The organism is Acidobacterium capsulatum ATCC 51196 (assembly GCF_000022565.1).
Taxonomy (GTDB): domain Bacteria; phylum Acidobacteriota; class Terriglobia; order Terriglobales; family Acidobacteriaceae; genus Acidobacterium; species Acidobacterium capsulatum.
Genome location: NC_012483.1, coordinates 2418431 through 2435528 on the forward strand (window position 1 = coordinate 2418431; position 17098 = coordinate 2435528).

14 protein-coding genes and 1 tRNA gene are annotated in these 17098 nt (G+C 62.6%); 5 read left to right on the plus strand and 10 right to left on the minus strand.

Features of this window, described 5'->3' with window-relative positions:
- Positions 1-35 precede the first annotated feature (35 nt).
- The 9 genes from ACP_RS09845 to ispE all read right to left on the minus strand — a co-directional run bounded on the left by ACP_RS09845 (position 36) and on the right by ispE (position 6475).
- A complete protein-coding gene (locus tag ACP_RS09845) occupies positions 36-1025 on the minus strand; it encodes an ATP-grasp domain-containing protein (RefSeq protein ID WP_052294779.1) in 990 nt (329 codons plus the stop codon).
- Positions 1026-1174: 149 nt separating this feature from the next.
- The gene (gene rplI / locus ACP_RS09850; protein WP_015897166.1) at positions 1175-1630 is read right to left on the minus strand and encodes a 50S ribosomal protein L9; all 456 of its coding nucleotides are present in this window, start codon (positions 1628-1630) and stop codon (positions 1175-1177) included.
- Between the two features lie 76 nt (positions 1631-1706).
- Positions 1707-2024, minus strand: a complete 318-nt coding sequence (gene rpsR / locus ACP_RS09855) for a 30S ribosomal protein S18 (protein ID WP_015897167.1) — start codon at positions 2022-2024, stop codon at positions 1707-1709.
- A 111-nt stretch (positions 2025-2135) separates the two neighbouring features.
- Positions 2136-2561, minus strand: coding sequence for a 30S ribosomal protein S6 (rpsF, locus tag ACP_RS09860; protein WP_015897168.1), 426 nt, complete (start codon positions 2559-2561; stop codon positions 2136-2138).
- Positions 2562-2623: 62 nt separating this feature from the next.
- Positions 2624-3220 (minus strand): aminoacyl-tRNA hydrolase, encoded by a 597-nt coding sequence (pth, locus tag ACP_RS09865; protein ID WP_015897169.1) that lies wholly within the window; start codon positions 3218-3220, stop codon positions 2624-2626.
- Positions 3221-3229: 9 nt separating this feature from the next.
- The gene (locus tag ACP_RS09870) at positions 3230-3892 is read right to left on the minus strand and encodes a 50S ribosomal protein L25 (RefSeq protein ID WP_015897170.1); all 663 of its coding nucleotides are present in this window, start codon (positions 3890-3892) and stop codon (positions 3230-3232) included.
- Between the two features lie 192 nt (positions 3893-4084).
- Positions 4085-5167, minus strand: coding sequence for a ribose-phosphate diphosphokinase (locus tag ACP_RS09875; RefSeq protein WP_015897171.1), 1083 nt, complete (start codon positions 5165-5167; stop codon positions 4085-4087).
- Between the two features lie 125 nt (positions 5168-5292).
- A tRNA-Gln gene (locus tag ACP_RS09880) sits at positions 5293-5366 on the minus strand.
- 17 nt (positions 5367-5383) lie between these two features.
- Positions 5384-6475, minus strand: a complete 1092-nt coding sequence (ispE, locus tag ACP_RS09885) for a 4-(cytidine 5'-diphospho)-2-C-methyl-D-erythritol kinase (protein ID WP_015897172.1) — start codon at positions 6473-6475, stop codon at positions 5384-5386.
- A 77-nt stretch (positions 6476-6552) separates the two neighbouring features.
- Here ispE and ACP_RS09890 point away from each other — a divergent pair, with 77 nt between their 5' ends.
- The 3 genes from ACP_RS09890 (at position 6553) to hemL (ending at position 11672) form a co-directional block, all read left to right on the plus strand.
- The gene (locus ACP_RS09890; protein ID WP_015897173.1) at positions 6553-8568 is read left to right on the plus strand and encodes an ArnT family glycosyltransferase; all 2016 of its coding nucleotides are present in this window, start codon (positions 6553-6555) and stop codon (positions 8566-8568) included.
- 42 nt (positions 8569-8610) lie between these two features.
- Positions 8611-10233, plus strand: coding sequence for a murein biosynthesis integral membrane protein MurJ (gene murJ, locus ACP_RS09895; RefSeq protein ID WP_015897174.1), 1623 nt, complete (start codon positions 8611-8613; stop codon positions 10231-10233).
- Positions 10234-10364: 131 nt separating this feature from the next.
- Entirely contained in the window at positions 10365-11672 is a 1308-nt protein-coding gene (hemL, locus tag ACP_RS09900; protein WP_238525526.1) for a glutamate-1-semialdehyde 2,1-aminomutase, read from the plus strand.
- A 60-nt stretch (positions 11673-11732) separates the two neighbouring features.
- Here hemL and ACP_RS09905 read toward each other — a convergent pair whose 3' ends face one another.
- Positions 11733-12071, minus strand: a complete 339-nt coding sequence (locus tag ACP_RS09905) for a histidine triad nucleotide-binding protein (RefSeq protein ID WP_015897176.1) — start codon at positions 12069-12071, stop codon at positions 11733-11735.
- Between the two features lie 171 nt (positions 12072-12242).
- On the opposite strand from ACP_RS09905, the gene ychF reads away from it, so the two are divergent.
- Positions 12243-13340, plus strand: coding sequence for a redox-regulated ATPase YchF (ychF, locus tag ACP_RS09910; RefSeq protein WP_015897178.1), 1098 nt, complete (start codon positions 12243-12245; stop codon positions 13338-13340).
- Between the two features lie 105 nt (positions 13341-13445).
- Positions 13446-17015 carry a transcription-repair coupling factor gene (gene mfd, locus ACP_RS09915; protein ID WP_015897179.1) on the plus strand — a complete coding sequence of 1190 codons (3570 nt, stop codon included), beginning with the start codon at positions 13446-13448 and terminating at the stop codon, positions 17013-17015.
- Positions 17016-17098 lie beyond the last annotated feature (83 nt).

Below are 17098 nucleotides of genomic sequence, written 5' to 3' on the forward strand. Positions count from 1 at the left end.
ATCGTGGGCTCTTGCCAAATGGGGTGCGTGCGATGCTATACCAACGCTGCGTGCGGTTCGCGCGCATTTTGTGTGGCTGCCTCTGCCTCAAGCCAGTCGACGAGTTTGACAAAGGGATCGAAGCCGATCACACGCGGGCCGTCGGCCACAAAGTTTGAGAGCGCATTCACGTCGTAGTAGAGGCGCTGCCCGTCGCGATCATCGGTGATGTATTCGATGCCGCCCAGTTCGATGCCGGCGTGCGCCATGATGCGCTCCACATCGGCGACAACTTGGGGCGGCGGCGTGTAGCCCTCGACGCTGATGCCTGTCTTCGGCGCATCGAGTGCGCAGGCGGCACGGTTGAGCTCAATGCCGGTGGGCGTGCGGCAGATGTCCGCCGGGCACAGATCAAAGGTTTCGCCGGTGATATGTACCTTGATCGCGTACAAATATTTGCCATTCAGCACTTCCACACGCACAATATGCGCGTCGCGGGCGGGTATGAACTCCTGCACCAGCGCCGTGGAATCGAGCCCGAAGGCCAGCTCGCCCGCTTCGGATGCGGCTTGCAGATGCTCTGGCGTGTCAAAGCGCTTGACGCCCGCGCCGCTGCCGCCGATATTCGGCTTCACGACGACCGGCCAGCGCAGCCCCTCTGTGGCCGGTACGGCCTGCGCCGCGCGATGAATGACGCGCGCCCTGGGATAGGGCAGATCAAGGCTGTCGAGCAGCGAGAGCTGCGCAGCCTTCGAAAGCTCATTACGAAATGCCTTCAGCCCATTGATGACCCGCACGCCGCGCGCCTGCAGATGCTCCAGATAGCCCTGTGTGTAAAAAATGCAATCGCCATGATTACGATTCCAGGCCGAGGGGCTCATGCGGTTGACCACCAGCGAGTAGCGCTCCTCGGGATGATCCTCAATCGACCAGGAGTGATCGGGAGCATGGAGCTTGACGTAGGGGGTTCCGCGACGGTCCAGTTCGGCAAAGAGCGGTTTGAACCAGTTGGGCTGCTCGTAATAGATGGCAATCGGCCGGGACATAGATGGCAAATCCTTCCTTGGGCTTCAAATGCATCATAAAGCGCGCACGGCACGGCATTGATAGCCGTGCCGTGCGCGCATACAGTACTGATTTCACCGGAGGAACTCTGACGCGAGTTTTTCAATCGCGGCAAAATCTTTTCCGGAGACTACGCGGCCGTCTCTTCGCCCTTCACGGTCACCTTGACGTGCGCTGTGACTTCGCGATGCAGCTTGACCGGAATGAGGAACTCGCCGGTCTGCTTGAGGGGCTCCTCAAGCTGCACCTTGCGGCGGTCGATGTGGAATCCCTGCTGCTCGAGCTGCTGCGCGATGTCAGACGAGGTGACCGAACCGAAGAGGTGGTCGTGATCGCCAACCTTGCGCTCAAACACCAGCGCCACGGCATCGAGCTGAGCCACAAGCTGCTCGGCCTCTGCCTTTTCCTTGGCGGAGCGGCGGACGGCCGAAGCCTTCATCTGCTCAATCACGGCCTTGTTGGCAGCCGTCGCCTCCATGGCGAGCTTTTTGGGCAGCAGGTAGTTGCGGCCGTAGCCGTCGGCGACCTTGACGATGTCGCCACGGTGGCCGAGGGTTTCAATATCTTCTTTCAGAATGACTTCCATGTGAGAACTCTCTCCTTGGAGCGCACAGACCTCGCGGCACACGGCCGCGCCGGCTGGTGGCGCACCCGCTGATCTTTTAGTAGCGCGCCGCGAAGGGCAGCAGAGCGATGTTGCGAGCCTGCTTGATGGCACGGGTCAGGCGGCGCTGGTGCGTCGTGCAGACGCCGGTCAGGCGGCGGGGCACAATCTTGCCGCGCTCGGCCACAAACTGCTGCAGCAGACGAACGTCACGATAAGGAATCGCGTCGATCTTCTCGGTGCAGAACTTGCAGACCTTCTTGCGGCGGAAAAACTTGCGGCCACCCGAACCGCCACGCGGGCCGGAGGGACGGGAAGTGGGTTGCGAAGAGCTCGCGCCGCTTTCGGGCGCCTGCTGATTGGTTTCTTCTGCCATGTTGCGTATCCTTCTCCGCCGGCTGTTCTCCGGCGGTGACAATTTTTTGATTGCGGACAGCCTGGGCTGTCACCAGTGGCGGCTCGCCCGGGGGCGTGGCCGCCTGTAAAACTAAGCGCTGGCCGGAGCCGACTCTTCCTGAGCCGCGGGTGCAGCGGGTGCCTCTGCAGCCTCAACGGCAGCCGGCTGATCGCTCACCTTGGTGCGGCTGGCGCGAATGGCCTTGATCTTGTTGAGGCGCTTCTCTTCCTCATCCATGCGCACGGTGATGAACTTGATCACCTGCTCGGTTACGCGCAGGCGGCGCTCCAGCTCTGCCACCAGCGGGCCATCGGCATCGACGGTGAGCAGAATATAGTTGCCTTCGCTGAACTTGCGAACGAGATAAGCCAGCTTGCGGCGGCCCATCTTCTCGGTGGAGCGAATTGTACCGCCGCCGTTGGTCACCGTCTGTTCGAGGCTGGCGATGATCTTGTCCACTTCTTCTTCCGCCAGGTCGGGGCGGACAATAAACATCACTTCATAAAAACGATCCATGTGCTTCTCTTTTCCCTGAGAAACCGGCAGCGGTTAGCCGTCTGCTTCTCGAATAAATTCTGTTACGCCGCCGGGCCGTTGTTTTCCCTGCGGTTGAACTCGTTCATGGCCACGCCGATACCGCGCGTCACCACTGTTTCCACGGCCCGGGCGGTGCGTTCCAGCGCGCCGTCGAGCGTGGCCAGATCTGCCTTGCGCATGGGCGTCAGCAGATAATTCTTACCCTTGCGGAAGAGGTCATCCTCCCCCGAAGGTCCTACGCCAATCCGTACCCGCGGCCAGTCCGCAGTGCCAAGCGCCGAACAGATAGAGCGAGCGCCGTTGTGGCTGGCCGGGCTGCCGCGCTCCCGCACGCGAATGGAACCAATCGGCAGATCCAGCTCGTCATACAGCACGAGCAGGTCGCGCACGGGGTCGGCATTCAATTCACGAACCAGAGCGGAGACTGCAACTCCGCTCAGGTTCATATAAGTCTCAGGCTTGGCGAGAATCACTTCGCGTCCCCCGAGTTGAATCTTGCCGGTGAGCGCCTGGCAGCGGCGATTGCTCACCACTGCATTGTGCTCGGCGGCGATGGCGTCTACCGCGAGAAAGCCGGCATTGTGCGGCGTGAACTGGTACTCGATGCCCGGATTGCCGAGACCCACCACCAGAAACACACCGGGCACTTACTTCTTGGCCTCGTCGGTCTTGCCCTTCTTGGCCACTTCCGGCTCGGCCGGACCCGCGGCGGCCAGTGCATCGGCCGAAGGGGCTGCTTCTTCCTTGACCGAAACGATATGCGCCACGGTGTTGCTCTCGTCAGAGATGTACTTGAGCTTGTCGCCGTGCGGCAGGTCGGCCACGCGCAGAATGGTGCCGAAGGCCAGCTCGGTGATATCGACATCGATGTGGCTGGGAATGTCATTGGGCAGGCACTCGACTTCGACCTCGCGCAGCACCTGATCGAGAATGCCGCCCTGGGTCTTCACGCCCACCGGCGTACCGGTCAACTGCACTGGCACCGAAACACGAATCGGCTTGTCGAGCGCGATGCGCTTGAGGTCGATGTGAATCAGGTTGCCCTTGATGGGCTCATACTGCCAATCGACAATCATGGCCTTGGTCTGCGTCTTTACGCCGCCAATTTCAAGGTCAAAGATCGAGTTGTGGCCCGTTTCAGAATGCAGAATGCGGGTGATCTGCTTGGGATCAAGCTCGATGGCCTGGGGCGGCTCGGCCGCGCCGTACACCACGGCGGGGATGCGGCCCCGGACGCGCACGCGGCGCGCTGCGTTTTTGTTGAACTTGCCCTCGCGGGGCGTTGCGGAAACAACTTCCTGAGTAATCATGCTCTCGCTTTTTCCTTTCGGGCACGGGAAGAATAGCTTTTAGCTGTTAGCTACTAGCTTTTAGCTGTTAGCTCTCGGCTCGTTTGCTGTCTCTTTCGTCCGCTCCCTTTGTGTACGCTCTGCTTCCGCAGAAAACGCGTATTTAGTTTTGGCATACCAGCTAATAGCTAAAAGCTAGTAGCTAACAGCTTGTTAATTGAACAGCGAACTGACGCTGGTCTCCATGTGAATGCTCTCGATGGTCGCGGCCAGCAGGCCGGAGACCGAACGAACCTTAATCTTTGCCACGCGCTGCGCCTCGGGGCGCAACGGAATGGAATCGGTCACGACCAGCTCTTCAAGCCGCGAGTTGGCGATGCGCTCGATGGCCGGGCCGGAAAGCACGGCGTGCGAAGCGCATGCGTAAACTTTGGTGGCGCCTTCCTGCAGCAGCGCATCGACGGTCTTGACCAGCGTCCCTGCCGTGTCCACGATGTCATCGACAATGAGGCAGGTGCGGTCTTTGACGTCGCCGATCACATGCATCACTTCGGTCACATTGATGTCGGTGCGGCGCTTGTCCACGATGGCCATGGGCGCATCGACCTTCTGCGCAAAGTGCCGGGCGCGCTCGACGCCGCCAGCATCGGGGGAAACCACGGTGAGATTGGGCATGTTCAGCTCACGAAAGTAGCTGACCAGCACCGGGCTCGCAAACATGTGGTCTACCGGAATATTGAAGAAGCCCTGAATCTGGGCCGCGTGCAGATCCATGAAGAGCGCGCGGTTGGCCCCGGCGGTCGTGATGAGGTCGGCGACCAGCTTGGAGGAGATGGCCACGCGAGGGCGGTCCTTGCGGTCTTGCCGGGCATAGCCGTAATAGGGCACCACCACAGTGATGCGGCCGGCCGAGGCGCGCTTGAGCGCGTCAATCATGATGAGCAGCTCGACCAGATTTTGATCGACGGGGTAGCAGGTGGGCTGCACCAGGAAGACGTCAGCGCCGCGCACGTTCTCAAGCAACTGAAAGTAGATTTCGCCATCGGCGAAGCGCTGCAGCTTGGTTTCGCCCAGCGTCACCCCCAGATGCTCGCAGACCTTTTCTGCCAGGTCGCGATTGGCCGAGCCGGCAAAGATCTTGAAATGCTTGTCACCGCTCAGGCTGAAGCGGCGGCGGCTCGACGTGGCCGCGCTGCCCTTGGCGCGCGTGGCCTGAGCCGTGGAAGAGCCTGTGGCTTCCTGCATCTCGGTGGTGGTGGTCGTGGGCGTCACTGTTTCCGTTGCTTCCGTCTTCACTAGAGTCCTCCCAAGCTGGTTGGCGTTGGTGTCCCTGCGTTTCACCGGCGTCCTGCTGCCGGAACTTAACATCAGGCAGACCTGGCCGCATGGGTTGCTGCGGAACAGTATGCCTGTAGCATCACTGGCTGGGCGACTAGGATTCGAACCTAGACAAAGTGCTCCAAAGGCACTTGACCTACCATTAGTCGATCGCCCAGTAAAAACTGGTTTCTGCTAGAACTTGTGGCCCGGCGGCGTAGACTGCTCCACCACCATCGAACTCCAGTACTGCCCGCGCGGAAGGGTTTCGGTCCGCAACGAGCGAATGCCGTGTTCGGTGAGCCGCTGCTCGGCGGCTTTGGCGGCCGCTTCGGTCCGGTAGAGGCCAAACAGGGCCGATCCGGAGCCGGACAACGCGGCATAGAGCGCGGACTGCTCCGGGCTGCTGGAATCCGCAAGTATGCGCTTGATAGGACCGAGTGAGGGATGCTGACGAAACACGACTTCTTCAAAGTCGTTTTCAATCCCGGTACGGACAAGCGCGAGAACTGGATTCTCGGCAAGATCTTCGCCAACAGGCAAGACACCGGAGGAGTGCGGCTCACACATGGCCGAAGCCAGAGCACGACTCAACTGAGATAGTTTATCGGACGCCTGCAGGTGGGTCAATTTCTTATAGAAAGCCATCCCCGGCGCGGGACCGGCCGGAAGGGTGTACAGCGCGTCCCAGTCGCGAAAAGCCTGCGGTGTGGATACCCCGACCTCGGGCAGCGCCAGCACGCAGGGCATGGCCGGCAGATCGGGCAGCGGATAGACCTCTTCGCCGCGACCGACCCCCAGCACCGAGCCGCCGATAAGAAACAGCGGCACATCGGAGCCGACCTCAGAGGCGAGCAGCAGCTTTTCCGGGCCAGACAGGCCGGCGGCTGCCCACTCGGGCCGAGCGGAGAGCTCGCGCTCCAGCGCCACCAGCGCCGCCGCCGCATTGGCCGAACCAGCGCCGAGACCGCCCTGCACGGGTAGCCGCTTCTCTATGTGGATGGTCACGTCGGCCGCGATTTCGGTGACCTGGAGAGTCTTCTCGACAATTTTGTAGGCGGTGTTGCGCTCGGCGTCGCCGGTGGCCGTGGAAGGCACGCGCGCGTCGTTGCTCGTGAGCGTGAGGGTACGCTTGCGGCCAGCGACCGGCGCGGCGGAGACGGTTACCAGATCATGCGCCGCCACGGTCTGGTAGAGCGTGGTGAGCGCGTGATAGCCGTCAGCGCGGCTGGGTCCGATGGCCAGCCCGAGATTGATCTTGCAGTACGAGCGAACGGTGGTCGACATGCAGGTGTGATTGTAATGGCCTTACAAGGAGCACGCACACCTGCGTAGAATGACCCGGAGTTTTCAGGAGGGCGTTCTTGCCGCGGATTCCGGGTTGGCTCAGGAAGCATTGGGTATCGCTGGCGGTGGTTGCGCTGCTGCTGATTCAGGTGGCGCAATTCACTTATGTAGTGCATCGCGAGTCGCTTACGTTTGATGAAGGCGACCACTCCTTCTCGGGCTACATGATGTGGAAGACTGGCGACTATGGGCTGAATCCCGAGCATCCGCCGCTGGTGAAGCTGCTGGCCGCCGTACCGACGCTGGGGCGGCAGCTTTGGACGCCGCCCTTGCAGGGCCGCTTCTTCAAGAACGAAGCTTATCTGGATGGCCGCGACTGGCTGGCCCGCAATGATGGCGGGAGCCAGCATCTGGTCTTTGAAATGCGCATGATGACGGGGCTGCTCGCCGTGGGGCTTTCGCTGGCGGTCTTTTTTATGGCGCGCGAGTTCTTCGGGACCGGCGCGGCGCTATTTGCGCTGACGATGGCGAGCTTTGACCCGAACCTGCTGGCGCACTCCGCGCTGGTGACGACGGATATGGGCGTGACGCTGTTCTTTCTGACGTCGATCTATGCCTTTTACCGCTACGTGAAGAAGCCGGGCTGGGGACGCCTGCTGCTGGCCGCACTCTCGGCCGGGCTGCTGATTGCGAGCAAGCATTCGGGCATTCTGCTGGCGCCCATGCTGGTGGTGCTGATTGCGTGGGAGGCCATTGCGGCAGCGCGCGGGCAGCGCGGGCGCACGGCATTGCGGCTGGCGGGAGCGCTGGTATTTATCCTCGTGGGCGGCGTGCTGGTGCTGTGGGCGTTTTATGGCTTCCGGTATGCTGCCCGGCCTGCCGGGCTGGAGCTGCATCCCTCGCTGGCGGCGTATGCGGCGGGGCTGAGCCACTTTGACCAGTCGGTGATTTTGACCTTTGCGCACTGGCACCTGCTGCCCGAGTCAGAACTGATGGGGCTGGTGGACGTGAAGCTGATGGCGCAGGGGTATCCCACCTACATTCTGGGCCACGTGTATGCGCATGCGGTGTGGTGGTACTTCCCGGTGGCGGTGCTCATCAAGACGACGCTCGGACTGCTGGCGCTGCTGGCCCTGACGGCCTTTGCTCTCGTGACCGGACGCCTGCGCCGGGGGCGCGAGGTGGCTTACCTGGTGCTGCCTGCGGCGCTCTACTTTGCGATTGCGATGTATGCGGGCATGGACATTGGCGCGCGCCACGTGTTGCCGCTCTATGCGATGGCCGCCGTGCTGGTGGGCGGGGGTATCATGGCGCTCGCACGGCGCGAGGGGCGATGGGTTCCGGCATGGGCCGCCGTCTGCGGACTGCTGGTTTCGGCGCATGTGGCCTCGGCGCTTTCGGTGTTTCCGAACTATCTCGCGTATGCCAATCGCGCGTGGGGTGGTCCGGCGAATGTGCATAACCTGCTCAGCGACGCCAATGTGGACTGGGCGCAGCAGCTCTATCAGGTGAAGGAGTGGCGCGACCGGCATCCGGGGCAGCCCTGCTGGTTTGCCTACTTTGCGAATCCTGAGATCAGGCCCTCGGTGTATGGCATCGACTGCCAGATGATGCCCACGGCCGACACCATGTGGATGGGCGGATCGAGCCTGGTGCCGCCGGTGATTCATGGGACGGTCTTTATCAGCGCGGGTGATCTGAGCGGCTGCGAGTGGCCGAGCAATCAGTTGAATCCTTACCGGCCTTTTCAGCATGCCAAACCGGTGGCGATGATCGACTACGGCGTGATGGTCTATCAGGGCACCTTTGCCGTGCCGCAGGCGGCGGCGATGAGCCGCGCACAACATGCCGAAGCGCTGCTGGGCCAGCACCAGCCGCAGGCCGCGCTCGCCCTGGCGCAGCAGGCGGTGACGATCGACCCGCAAAGCATGTTTGGGCAGACGGCGCTGGGCGATGCCGAGGCGGCGTTGGGGCAGAAGCAGCAGGCCGTGGCAGCATGGAGGGCAGCGATAGCGGTCGCGAAGAAGATGAGTCCGGCCGCGCAGAAGGGCTTTGTGCCGGATCTGGAGAAGAAGGTCAAAAGCATGTCGTGAGGCGGGGAGCGCGGAAGGACGCCTAGTAGAATCGCTCCATTGATGTCCTCTTCCGCGCAGCCTCCGGTGAACTCGCCTGCCCCCGATCCGCGATGGCGGCAGGCGATGCGCCTGTTGCGGCCCTCGCACAGCCACTCGGCCTTTACCGCGACCGTGCTGCTGATGGCAGCGGCGATGCTGTCGCGCGTGATCGGGCTGGTGCGGGTGAAGTACATTGCCTGGCTGCTGGGCACGGGCGCGACCGCCGACGCCTTCAACGCGGCCTTCATGCTGCCGGACAAGCTGCAGTACTTTCTGGTGGGCGGCGCGACTTCGATCATCTTTATCACGATGCTCAACCGATATCGCAGCGAGGGCCGCGAGGCTGAGGGCGAGCGGGTGATGTCGGTGATTCTGAGCACCATGCTGGTGGTGCTGGGCACGGCGATTGTGATTGCCGAGTTCGCGGCGCCGGCCTACGTTCACCTGGTGCTGCACGGCTTCAGGAGCGACCCGGGCAAGGCGGCGCTGTGCGTGCGGCTGACGCGCATTCTGCTGCCGGCGCAGCTCTGCTTTCTGGCCGGAGGCGTCTTCAGCGCCGTGCTGCTGGTGCGCAAGCAGTTTGCGCTGCAGGCCATTACGCCACTCATCTACAACGTGGGCATCATTGTGGGCGGGCTGCTGCTGGCGCGGCATCTGGGCGCGTCCGCTCTGGCGCTGGGCGCGGTGGCCGGCGCGTTTCTGGGTCCCTTTCTGCTCAATGCCATCTGGGCGCACCGCGCAGGCATGCGCTTTCGTTTTGAGATCGACCTGAAGAACCCGGGGCTGCGCGAGTGGGTGGGGCTTTCACTGCCGCTGATGCTGGGCGTCTCGCTGGTAACGGCCGATACCTGGATCATCAACTACTTTGCCTCGAGCACGAATGGCGCGGTGACGCTGCTGACGTATGCGAAGCAGTTCTTTAACGCGCCGGTAGCGCTGGGGCAGGCGGCGGGCGCGGCCTCGCTGCCGTTTCTGGCTTCGCTCTTCACGGAGCGCAATGTGCCGGCCTTCAGCAATGCCGTAAACCGGGCGGTGTCGCGCATTCTGGCCTTTTCACTGCTGCTGACGGGCTTCATGCTGGCCATGGGGTTTCCGCTGCTCGACCTGATTCTGCGAGGCGGCAAGTTTCAGCGTGCGGACTCTCATGCCATGGCGCTCTACTTCAGCGTCTTCTCGCTCTCGCTCTGCCTGTGGGCGGCGCAGGCCATCTATGCACGCGCCTTTTATGCGGCAGGCAACACGCTGCTGCCGATGATTGCGGGGACTGCTGTGACGCTGGCCTCGCTGCCCGTCTATTGGCGGCTGTACCACTCGATGGGGCCGCTGGGGCTGCCGATTGCGTCGGACATCGGCATTCTGCTGCAGACGCTGACGCTGGCCGTGCTGCTGCACAAGAAGCGGATGGTCTCGATTGCCGAGCTGGAATACGGCGAGATGGGCCGCGCGCTGGCGGCCTCGGCCGTGGCGCTGCTGGTGCTGCTGGGGCTGCGCCGCGTGATTCCGTTCCATTCAAGGCTCGAAGAGCTGGGCCTACTGGTGCTGGCCACCGTGATCTGGCTGGGGGTGGGCCTGCTGGTGCTGCGCGTGACCGGGTCGGCGCTGCCCGATCAACTGCTGCGGCGCTTTCGGCGGCGGGCCACGTGAGATCGCAGCCGATGATTTGGATAAGAGTGAAGGTAATCCGCATTCTGTTACCTGTTGCGAGAAGGATGACGACAGGCACACGCTGAGATGACTGTGAGTGCCTATACTGATGGGGTATGACGTTGACTCCCATGACTGCTCCTCGCAAAATGATTCGTTCTCACATGCTGCGCGAACGCGCGGAGCGTTTGCTGCCAGGCGGGGTGGATTCCCCGGTGCGGGCCTTTCGGGCGGTGGGCGGCGAGCCGCCCTTTCTGGTAAAGGCCGAAGGCGCCTGCCTGTGGGATGCGGACGGGAACCAGTATCTGGATTATTTCGGCTCGTGGGGGCCGATGATTCTGGGCCATGCGTTTCCTCCAGTGATTGAGGCGATTCAGAAGCAGGCGGCCTTCAGCACGAGTTTTGGCGCGTCCACGCCGTCAGAGGGTGATCTGGCGGAGCTGGTGGTGCGCGCGTATCCCTCGATGGAGAAGCTGCGCTTTGTGAGCTCGGGCACCGAGGCCACGATGTCAGCCCTGCGGCTGGCGCGGGCCTATACGAAGCGCAAATACATCGTGAAGTTTGATGGTTGCTATCACGGCCACTCCGATGGCCTGCTGGCCAAGGCCGGCTCAGGGCTGGCGACGTTTGGCATTCCCGGCTCGGCCGGAGTGCCCGAAGAGATTGCGCAGCTCACGCTGACGCTGCCTTTCAACAACCTCGACGCGGTGGAAGCCGCCTTTGCCGCGCACCGGAATGAGATTGCCTGCATTATTGTGGAGCCGGTCGCGGGCAACATGGGCTGCGTGGTTCCGGACGAGGGCTATCTGCAGGGGCTGCGCGAGCTGACCCGGCGCGAGGGCGCGCTGCTGATTTTTGATGAAGTGATGACGGGTTTTCGCGTGGCCTTTGGCGGCGTGCAGGAGCTGCGCCAGGTGCGGCCGGACCTGACCACACTGGGCAAGATTGTGGGCGGCGGCATGCCGTGCGGCGCCTTTGGCGGCCCGGCGGAAATTATGGACCTGCTGGCTCCGCTGGGGCCGGTGTATCAGGCGGGCACATTGAGCGGCAATCCCCTGGCAATGGCTGCGGGCATGGCGACGGTGAGCCACCTCGAAAGCAGCAAGGAATGGCTGTATCCCCAACTGGAACAGATGAGTGCAGCGGTGGCGCAGGGCGTGGCCGAGGAAGCTGCGCGGGCGGGGATTCCGCTCACCACGAACCGGCAGGGATCGATGTTCACGTGGTTCTTCACCGGGCAGCCCGTGCGGGACTATGCCACGGCCGAGAGCTGCGACACGCGGCGGTTTGCGCAGTTCCATCGGGGCATGCTGGATCATGGCGTGTGGCTGCCGCCGTCGCAGTTTGAGGCGGCTTTTCTGGGCGTGGCGCACACCATGCACCATGTGGAGCAGACGGTGACGGCAGCGCGGGAAGTATTTGCCGCGATGCAGAGCTAGATTCTTGGGTTCGGAACACGGACCCGGGGCACATAGCCTGTGCCCGAACGGCCAGTTCTTCTAGCCTGGGGGCCAGTGCATGGCGCGTCCGCCGAGGACGTGCATGTGCAGGTGATCGACGGTCTGGCCGCCATCGGGGCCGGTGTTGATGACGGTGCGGAAGCCTTTGCCGAGTCCCTGCTGGTGGGCGATTTCGCTGGCAACGTTGAGCAGGTGGCCGAGCAGAGAGGCGTCAGAGCGGGTGGCCTGCGCATGCGACGAGATGTGGCGGCGCGGCACGATCAGCACATGCACGGGAGCCTGCGGGCTGATGTCAGCAAAGGCGATGGCGTGCTCATCTTCATAGAGCTTCTTTGCGGGAATCTCTCCGGCGATGATCTTGCAAAAAAGACAGTCCATGGCACTGGTTGTATCACGGTGCGGGCGGGTGCGGCTGGGCGACTCTGGAGACGGGCGGCCGGGTGCCTCATAATAGAGGAGGTTCAGATTTCCGGAGCGCGGACACTCCCTCGAACCGCGCACCCGCTGCGCGAACTCCACTTATAGATCAGCGAGCACTCAAAGAACAGCATGGCATTGAACTGCGGAATTGTCGGACTGCCCAACGTGGGCAAGAGCACCATCTTTAACGCGCTGACGGCGGCCAAGGCCCAGGCGGCGAACTATCCTTTTTGCACCATCGACCCGAACGTGGGCGTGGTGACGGTGCCGGATGAGCGGCTCGACAAGATATCCGCTATCTGCAAGACCAAGCGCACGGTGCCGACGACGATGGAGTTCATCGACATTGCCGGCCTGGTGGCCGGAGCGAGCAAGGGCGAGGGGCTGGGAAACCAGTTTCTGGGGCACATTCGCTCGACCGACGCGGTGGTGCATGTGGTGCGCTGCTTTGATGACCCGAACGTGATTCACGTGGCGGGCGGAGTGAATCCGCTGAGCGACATCGACGTGATCAATACGGAGCTGCTGCTGGCGGATCTGGATTCAGTGGAAAAGCGCTACGCCAAGGTGGAGAAAGCCGCCAAGAGCAGCAGCGACCACAAGGTGAAGGTGGAAGCCTCATGCCTGGCCAAGCTGCTGGCCGCGCTGCAGGAGGGCAAGCCCGCCCGCACGGTGGAGCTGACCGACGAAGAGAAGCCGGTGGCGCGCGATCTGTTTTTGATCACCGCGAAGCCGATGCTGTACGTCGCCAACGTGGATGACGCGGGCCTGAGCGGACACAACCCGTATGTGGATGCTGTGGAGAAGCGGGCCGCCGAGGAGAACAGCCAGGTGGTGCGGCTCTCGGGCGCGATGGAAGCCGAGATTGCGCTGCTGGAGCCGGCCGAGCGCGCCGAGTTTCTGGCCGAGATGGGATTGCAGGAGCCGGGATTGAACCGGCTGATCCATGCGGGCTACCGGCTGCTGGACCTGATCACGTATTTCACGGCGGGCGAGCAGGAGTGCCGGGCGTGGACGATTCGGCGCGGGACGAAGGCGCCGGGCGCGGCGGGGGTGATTCACTCGGATTTTGAGCGCGGGTTCATTCGCGCGGAAGCCTACCACTGCGACGACCTGTTCACGCTGGGCAGCGAGCAGGCGATCAAGGACAAGGGCCTGTACCGGTCGGAAGGCAAGGAATACGTGGTGAAGGATGGCGATGTGCTGTTCTTCAAGTTCAATGTCTAGTTGCCAGTTGTCAGTTTTCAGTCCCCAGTTTTCAGTTGCCGGTGATCAGTGAACGGACAGCCCCGGCGCCCCGAGGCTGTCCGTTTCCGGGTAAACTAGCACTGCATGATCCTGCCGTTTGTCCGCGATCTGCTTGCGGATCTGGAACACACTGCCTCGTTTGAACAGGCGCAGCGGCATCTTTCGCTGAGCCGTGGGCGCAGACGTGTGTCTGGACTCACCTCGACGGCACGCTCCCTTTACATTCCTCTGCTGGCCCGGGCGGCCAAGGTGCCGGTGGTGCTGCTGGTGGCCGACAACAAGGCCGCCGATGCGATGCACCTGGCGCTGCGGGCCGGGTGCGAGCTGACGGGTGCGATTGCCGCGGAGCGCGTGCTGAAGCTGCCGGCGCATGATGTGCTTCCCTTTGAAAACATGTCGCCGCACCCGGAGGTGCAGGAGCAGCGCGCCACGACGCTGTGGAAGATTGCCACGGGCGATGCCGCGATTGTGATTGCGCCGGTCGAAGCGGCGGCGATGAAGCTCTTCCCTGCCCCGTTTTATGGCGGCCTGGCGCAGGTGCTGCGGCGCGGCGAAGAGATCGACGTAGACATGCTGCTGACACACCTGGCCTCGGTGGGCTACGAGCAGGTGGACGTGGTGGAGATGCCGGGGCAGTACACACGGCGGGGCGGCATTCTGGATGTGTATTCGCCCGAGGCCGACCGGCCGGTGCGCATGGAGTTTTTTGGCGATGAGATTGAGACGATGCGCAAGTTTGACCCCGAGTCGCAGCGCTCGCAATCGCCGCTGGATGAGGCGCGGCTGCTGCCGCTGACGGAGACTCCGGTGACGGAGCGTCTGCTGGCGGCGGTGCATGCGCGGCTGAGCGGCGCGCGCTTTGAGACGAATGACGAAGGGGAGATGGTCGCCGAGATGGTGGCGGCGGGCGGCGTTTCGGTGTTTCCGGGCTGGGAGTTTTTTGCCGGAGTAGCCGGAGCGAACAAGACGCTGCTTGATCTGTTCCCGCGCTGCGTGCTGTTTGTGGAAGAGCCTGGGATGATCAAGAACCAGGTGGAGCGCTGGTGGAACAAGGTAGAGCAGCGCCATGACCGGTCGAGCATCGGTACGCTGATTCGCCCGGAAGACATTTATCTGCGGCCGGAGTTGCTGGAGGCGCAGCGGAAGTCGCATCCGGGGCTGGACATTGATCAACTGGGCGCGGTGGATGTGCTGGAAGACGATGAGACGCTGGGGGAGATTGCCTTCTCGTCACGTCCGACGCTGCGTTTTCATGGATCGATTCCGGCATTTGTAGAGCAGATAAAAAACCTGATGCAGCAGGAGACGCGCATGCTGCTGGCCGCGCCCAACCAGGGCGAGGTGGAGCGGCTGGCGACGCTGCTGCGCGAGTATGAACTGCCCTACCGGCTGGGCAGCCGCGTGATGCACACGGGCAGCGAAACCATGTATGACGAGGCCAGCCACCTGGGCGGCGATCTGCGCACGCCGATTATTTTGCGCGCGCCGATCGCGACGGGCGTGAGCCTGCCGGACGCAAATCTGGTGGTGTTTGGCGCGAACGACCTGAATGACGAAGCCGATGTGACGGCGCGGCCGGCGGCGCGCAAGTCAAAGACGGCGGCGTTTATCTCGGACTTTCGCGATCTGGCCGTGGGCGACTACGTGGTGCACGTGGAGCACGGCATTGCGCGCTATCTGGGCCTGAAAGAGATTGCGCAGGACGGCACGACGCTCGAGTTCATGATTCTCGAGTTCGCCGAAGAGGCGAAGCTGTATGTTCCGCTGACGCGGCTGGACCTGATTCAGAAATACCGCTCGACGGAGTCGGGCCCGGCGCCGGTACTGCATCGGCTGGGCACGCAGCAGTGGGCCAAGACCAAGGCCCGCGTGAAGAAGGCCATGCAGGACATGGCCGATGAGCTGCTGAAGCTGTATGCGCAGCGCAAGGCGGCGCAAGGGCACGCGTACTCGGCTGACAATGAGTTTCAGCGCGAGTTTGAGGATTCCTTCGACTACAACGAGACGGACGACCAGCTCTCGGCGATTGCCGACATCAAGCGCGACATGGAATCGACCACGCCGATGGACCGCCTGCTGTGCGGCGACGTGGGCTACGGCAAGACCGAAGTGGCGATGCGCGCCGCGTTCAAAGCCGTGCAGGATGGCAAACAGGTGGCGGTGCTGACGCCGACGACGGTGTTGAGCTTTCAGCATTACGAGACGTTCAAGAAACGCTTCCGGCAGTTTCCGATTCACATCGAGATGCTGTCGCGTTTTCGCACGGCCAAGGAACAGAAGTTGATTGTGGAACGTGTGGAAGCCGGCGAGATTGACATTCTGATTGGCACGCACCGGCTGCTCTCAAAGGATCTGAAGTTTCATGACATCGGCCTGCTGATTGTGGATGAAGAGCAGCGCTTTGGCGTGCGCCATAAGGAACGTCTGAAGCAGTTGCGCGCGCAGCTCGATGTGCTGACGATGTCAGCGACGCCGATTCCGCGCACGCTGCATATGTCGCTGGTGGGGCTGCGCGACATGAGCGTGATTGAGACTCCGCCGAAGGACCGCATGGCGATTCAGACCATCGTGGCGAAGTTTGATGAAAAGCTGGTGCGCTCTGCCGTCGAAGTGGAGCTGGAGCGCGGCGGGCAGATCTATTTCGTTCACAATCGCGTGGAGACGATCTATGAGATTGCCGCGAAGATCCAGGAGCTGGTGCCGCATGCCCGCATCACGGTGGGGCATGGGCAGATGGGCGAAGCAGAACTCGAAAAGGTGATGCTCGCCTTCATGAATCACGAGTACGACGTGCTGGTGGCGACGTCGATTATTGAGAACGGGCTGGATATTCCGCTGGCGAATACGATTCTGATCAATCGCGCGGACCGGCATGGACTCTCAGAGCTGTACCAGTTGCGCGGGCGCGTGGGACGGTCAAACCGGCGGGCGTATGCGTACCTGATGATTCCGCCGGAGCAGGAGCTGACCGAGATTGCGCGGCGCAGGCTGGCGGCGCTGAAGGAGTTCAGCGACCTGGGAGCGGGCTTCAAAATTGCGGCGCTTGATCTGGAACTGCGCGGCGCGGGCAACATGCTGGGCGGCGAGCAGAGCGGGCACATCGAGGCTGTGGGCTTTGAGCTTTACACCACGATGCTCGAAGAGGCCGTGAACAAGATGAAGGGCCAGGAGACGGTGGAGCGTCCGGTGACGCAGTTGAGCCTTGGCATTCCGCTGCGCATTGATGACAGCTACATTCCGGAAGAGAATCAGCGGCTGCGCATGTACAAGCACATTGCGGGCGCGCAGGATGAGCGCGCAATTGCGGGCATTCGCGCGGAGCTGGTAGACCGCTACGGCGCGCTGCCCACGGGCGTGCGGCACCTGCTCGATGCCGCCGAGCTGCGCATTGCGTGCGAGCACATGGGCGTGGCCCAGGTGGATCGCAAGCGCGACCAGATTCACCTGAAATTTACAGAGAAGGCTAGCATCGATCCCGGCATCCTGATGAAGCTGGTGTCAAAGAACGCGAAACGCGGCGCGCAGTTCACGCCGCAGGGCGTGCTGCGCTTCCCACTGAGCGGGACTGATCCGGAGAGCATCTTTACGGAACTGCGTGTGCTGCTGGATGATCTGGCCACCCAGCCAGCAGCGGCGCGCCAGGGTGCATCCTAAGTAAATTGCAAAGCGGCGGCGCAGAGTTGCCGCAGCCGGATGGTATGCCTGTGGGCAACCGCTAAGATGTTCGATAGAATCCT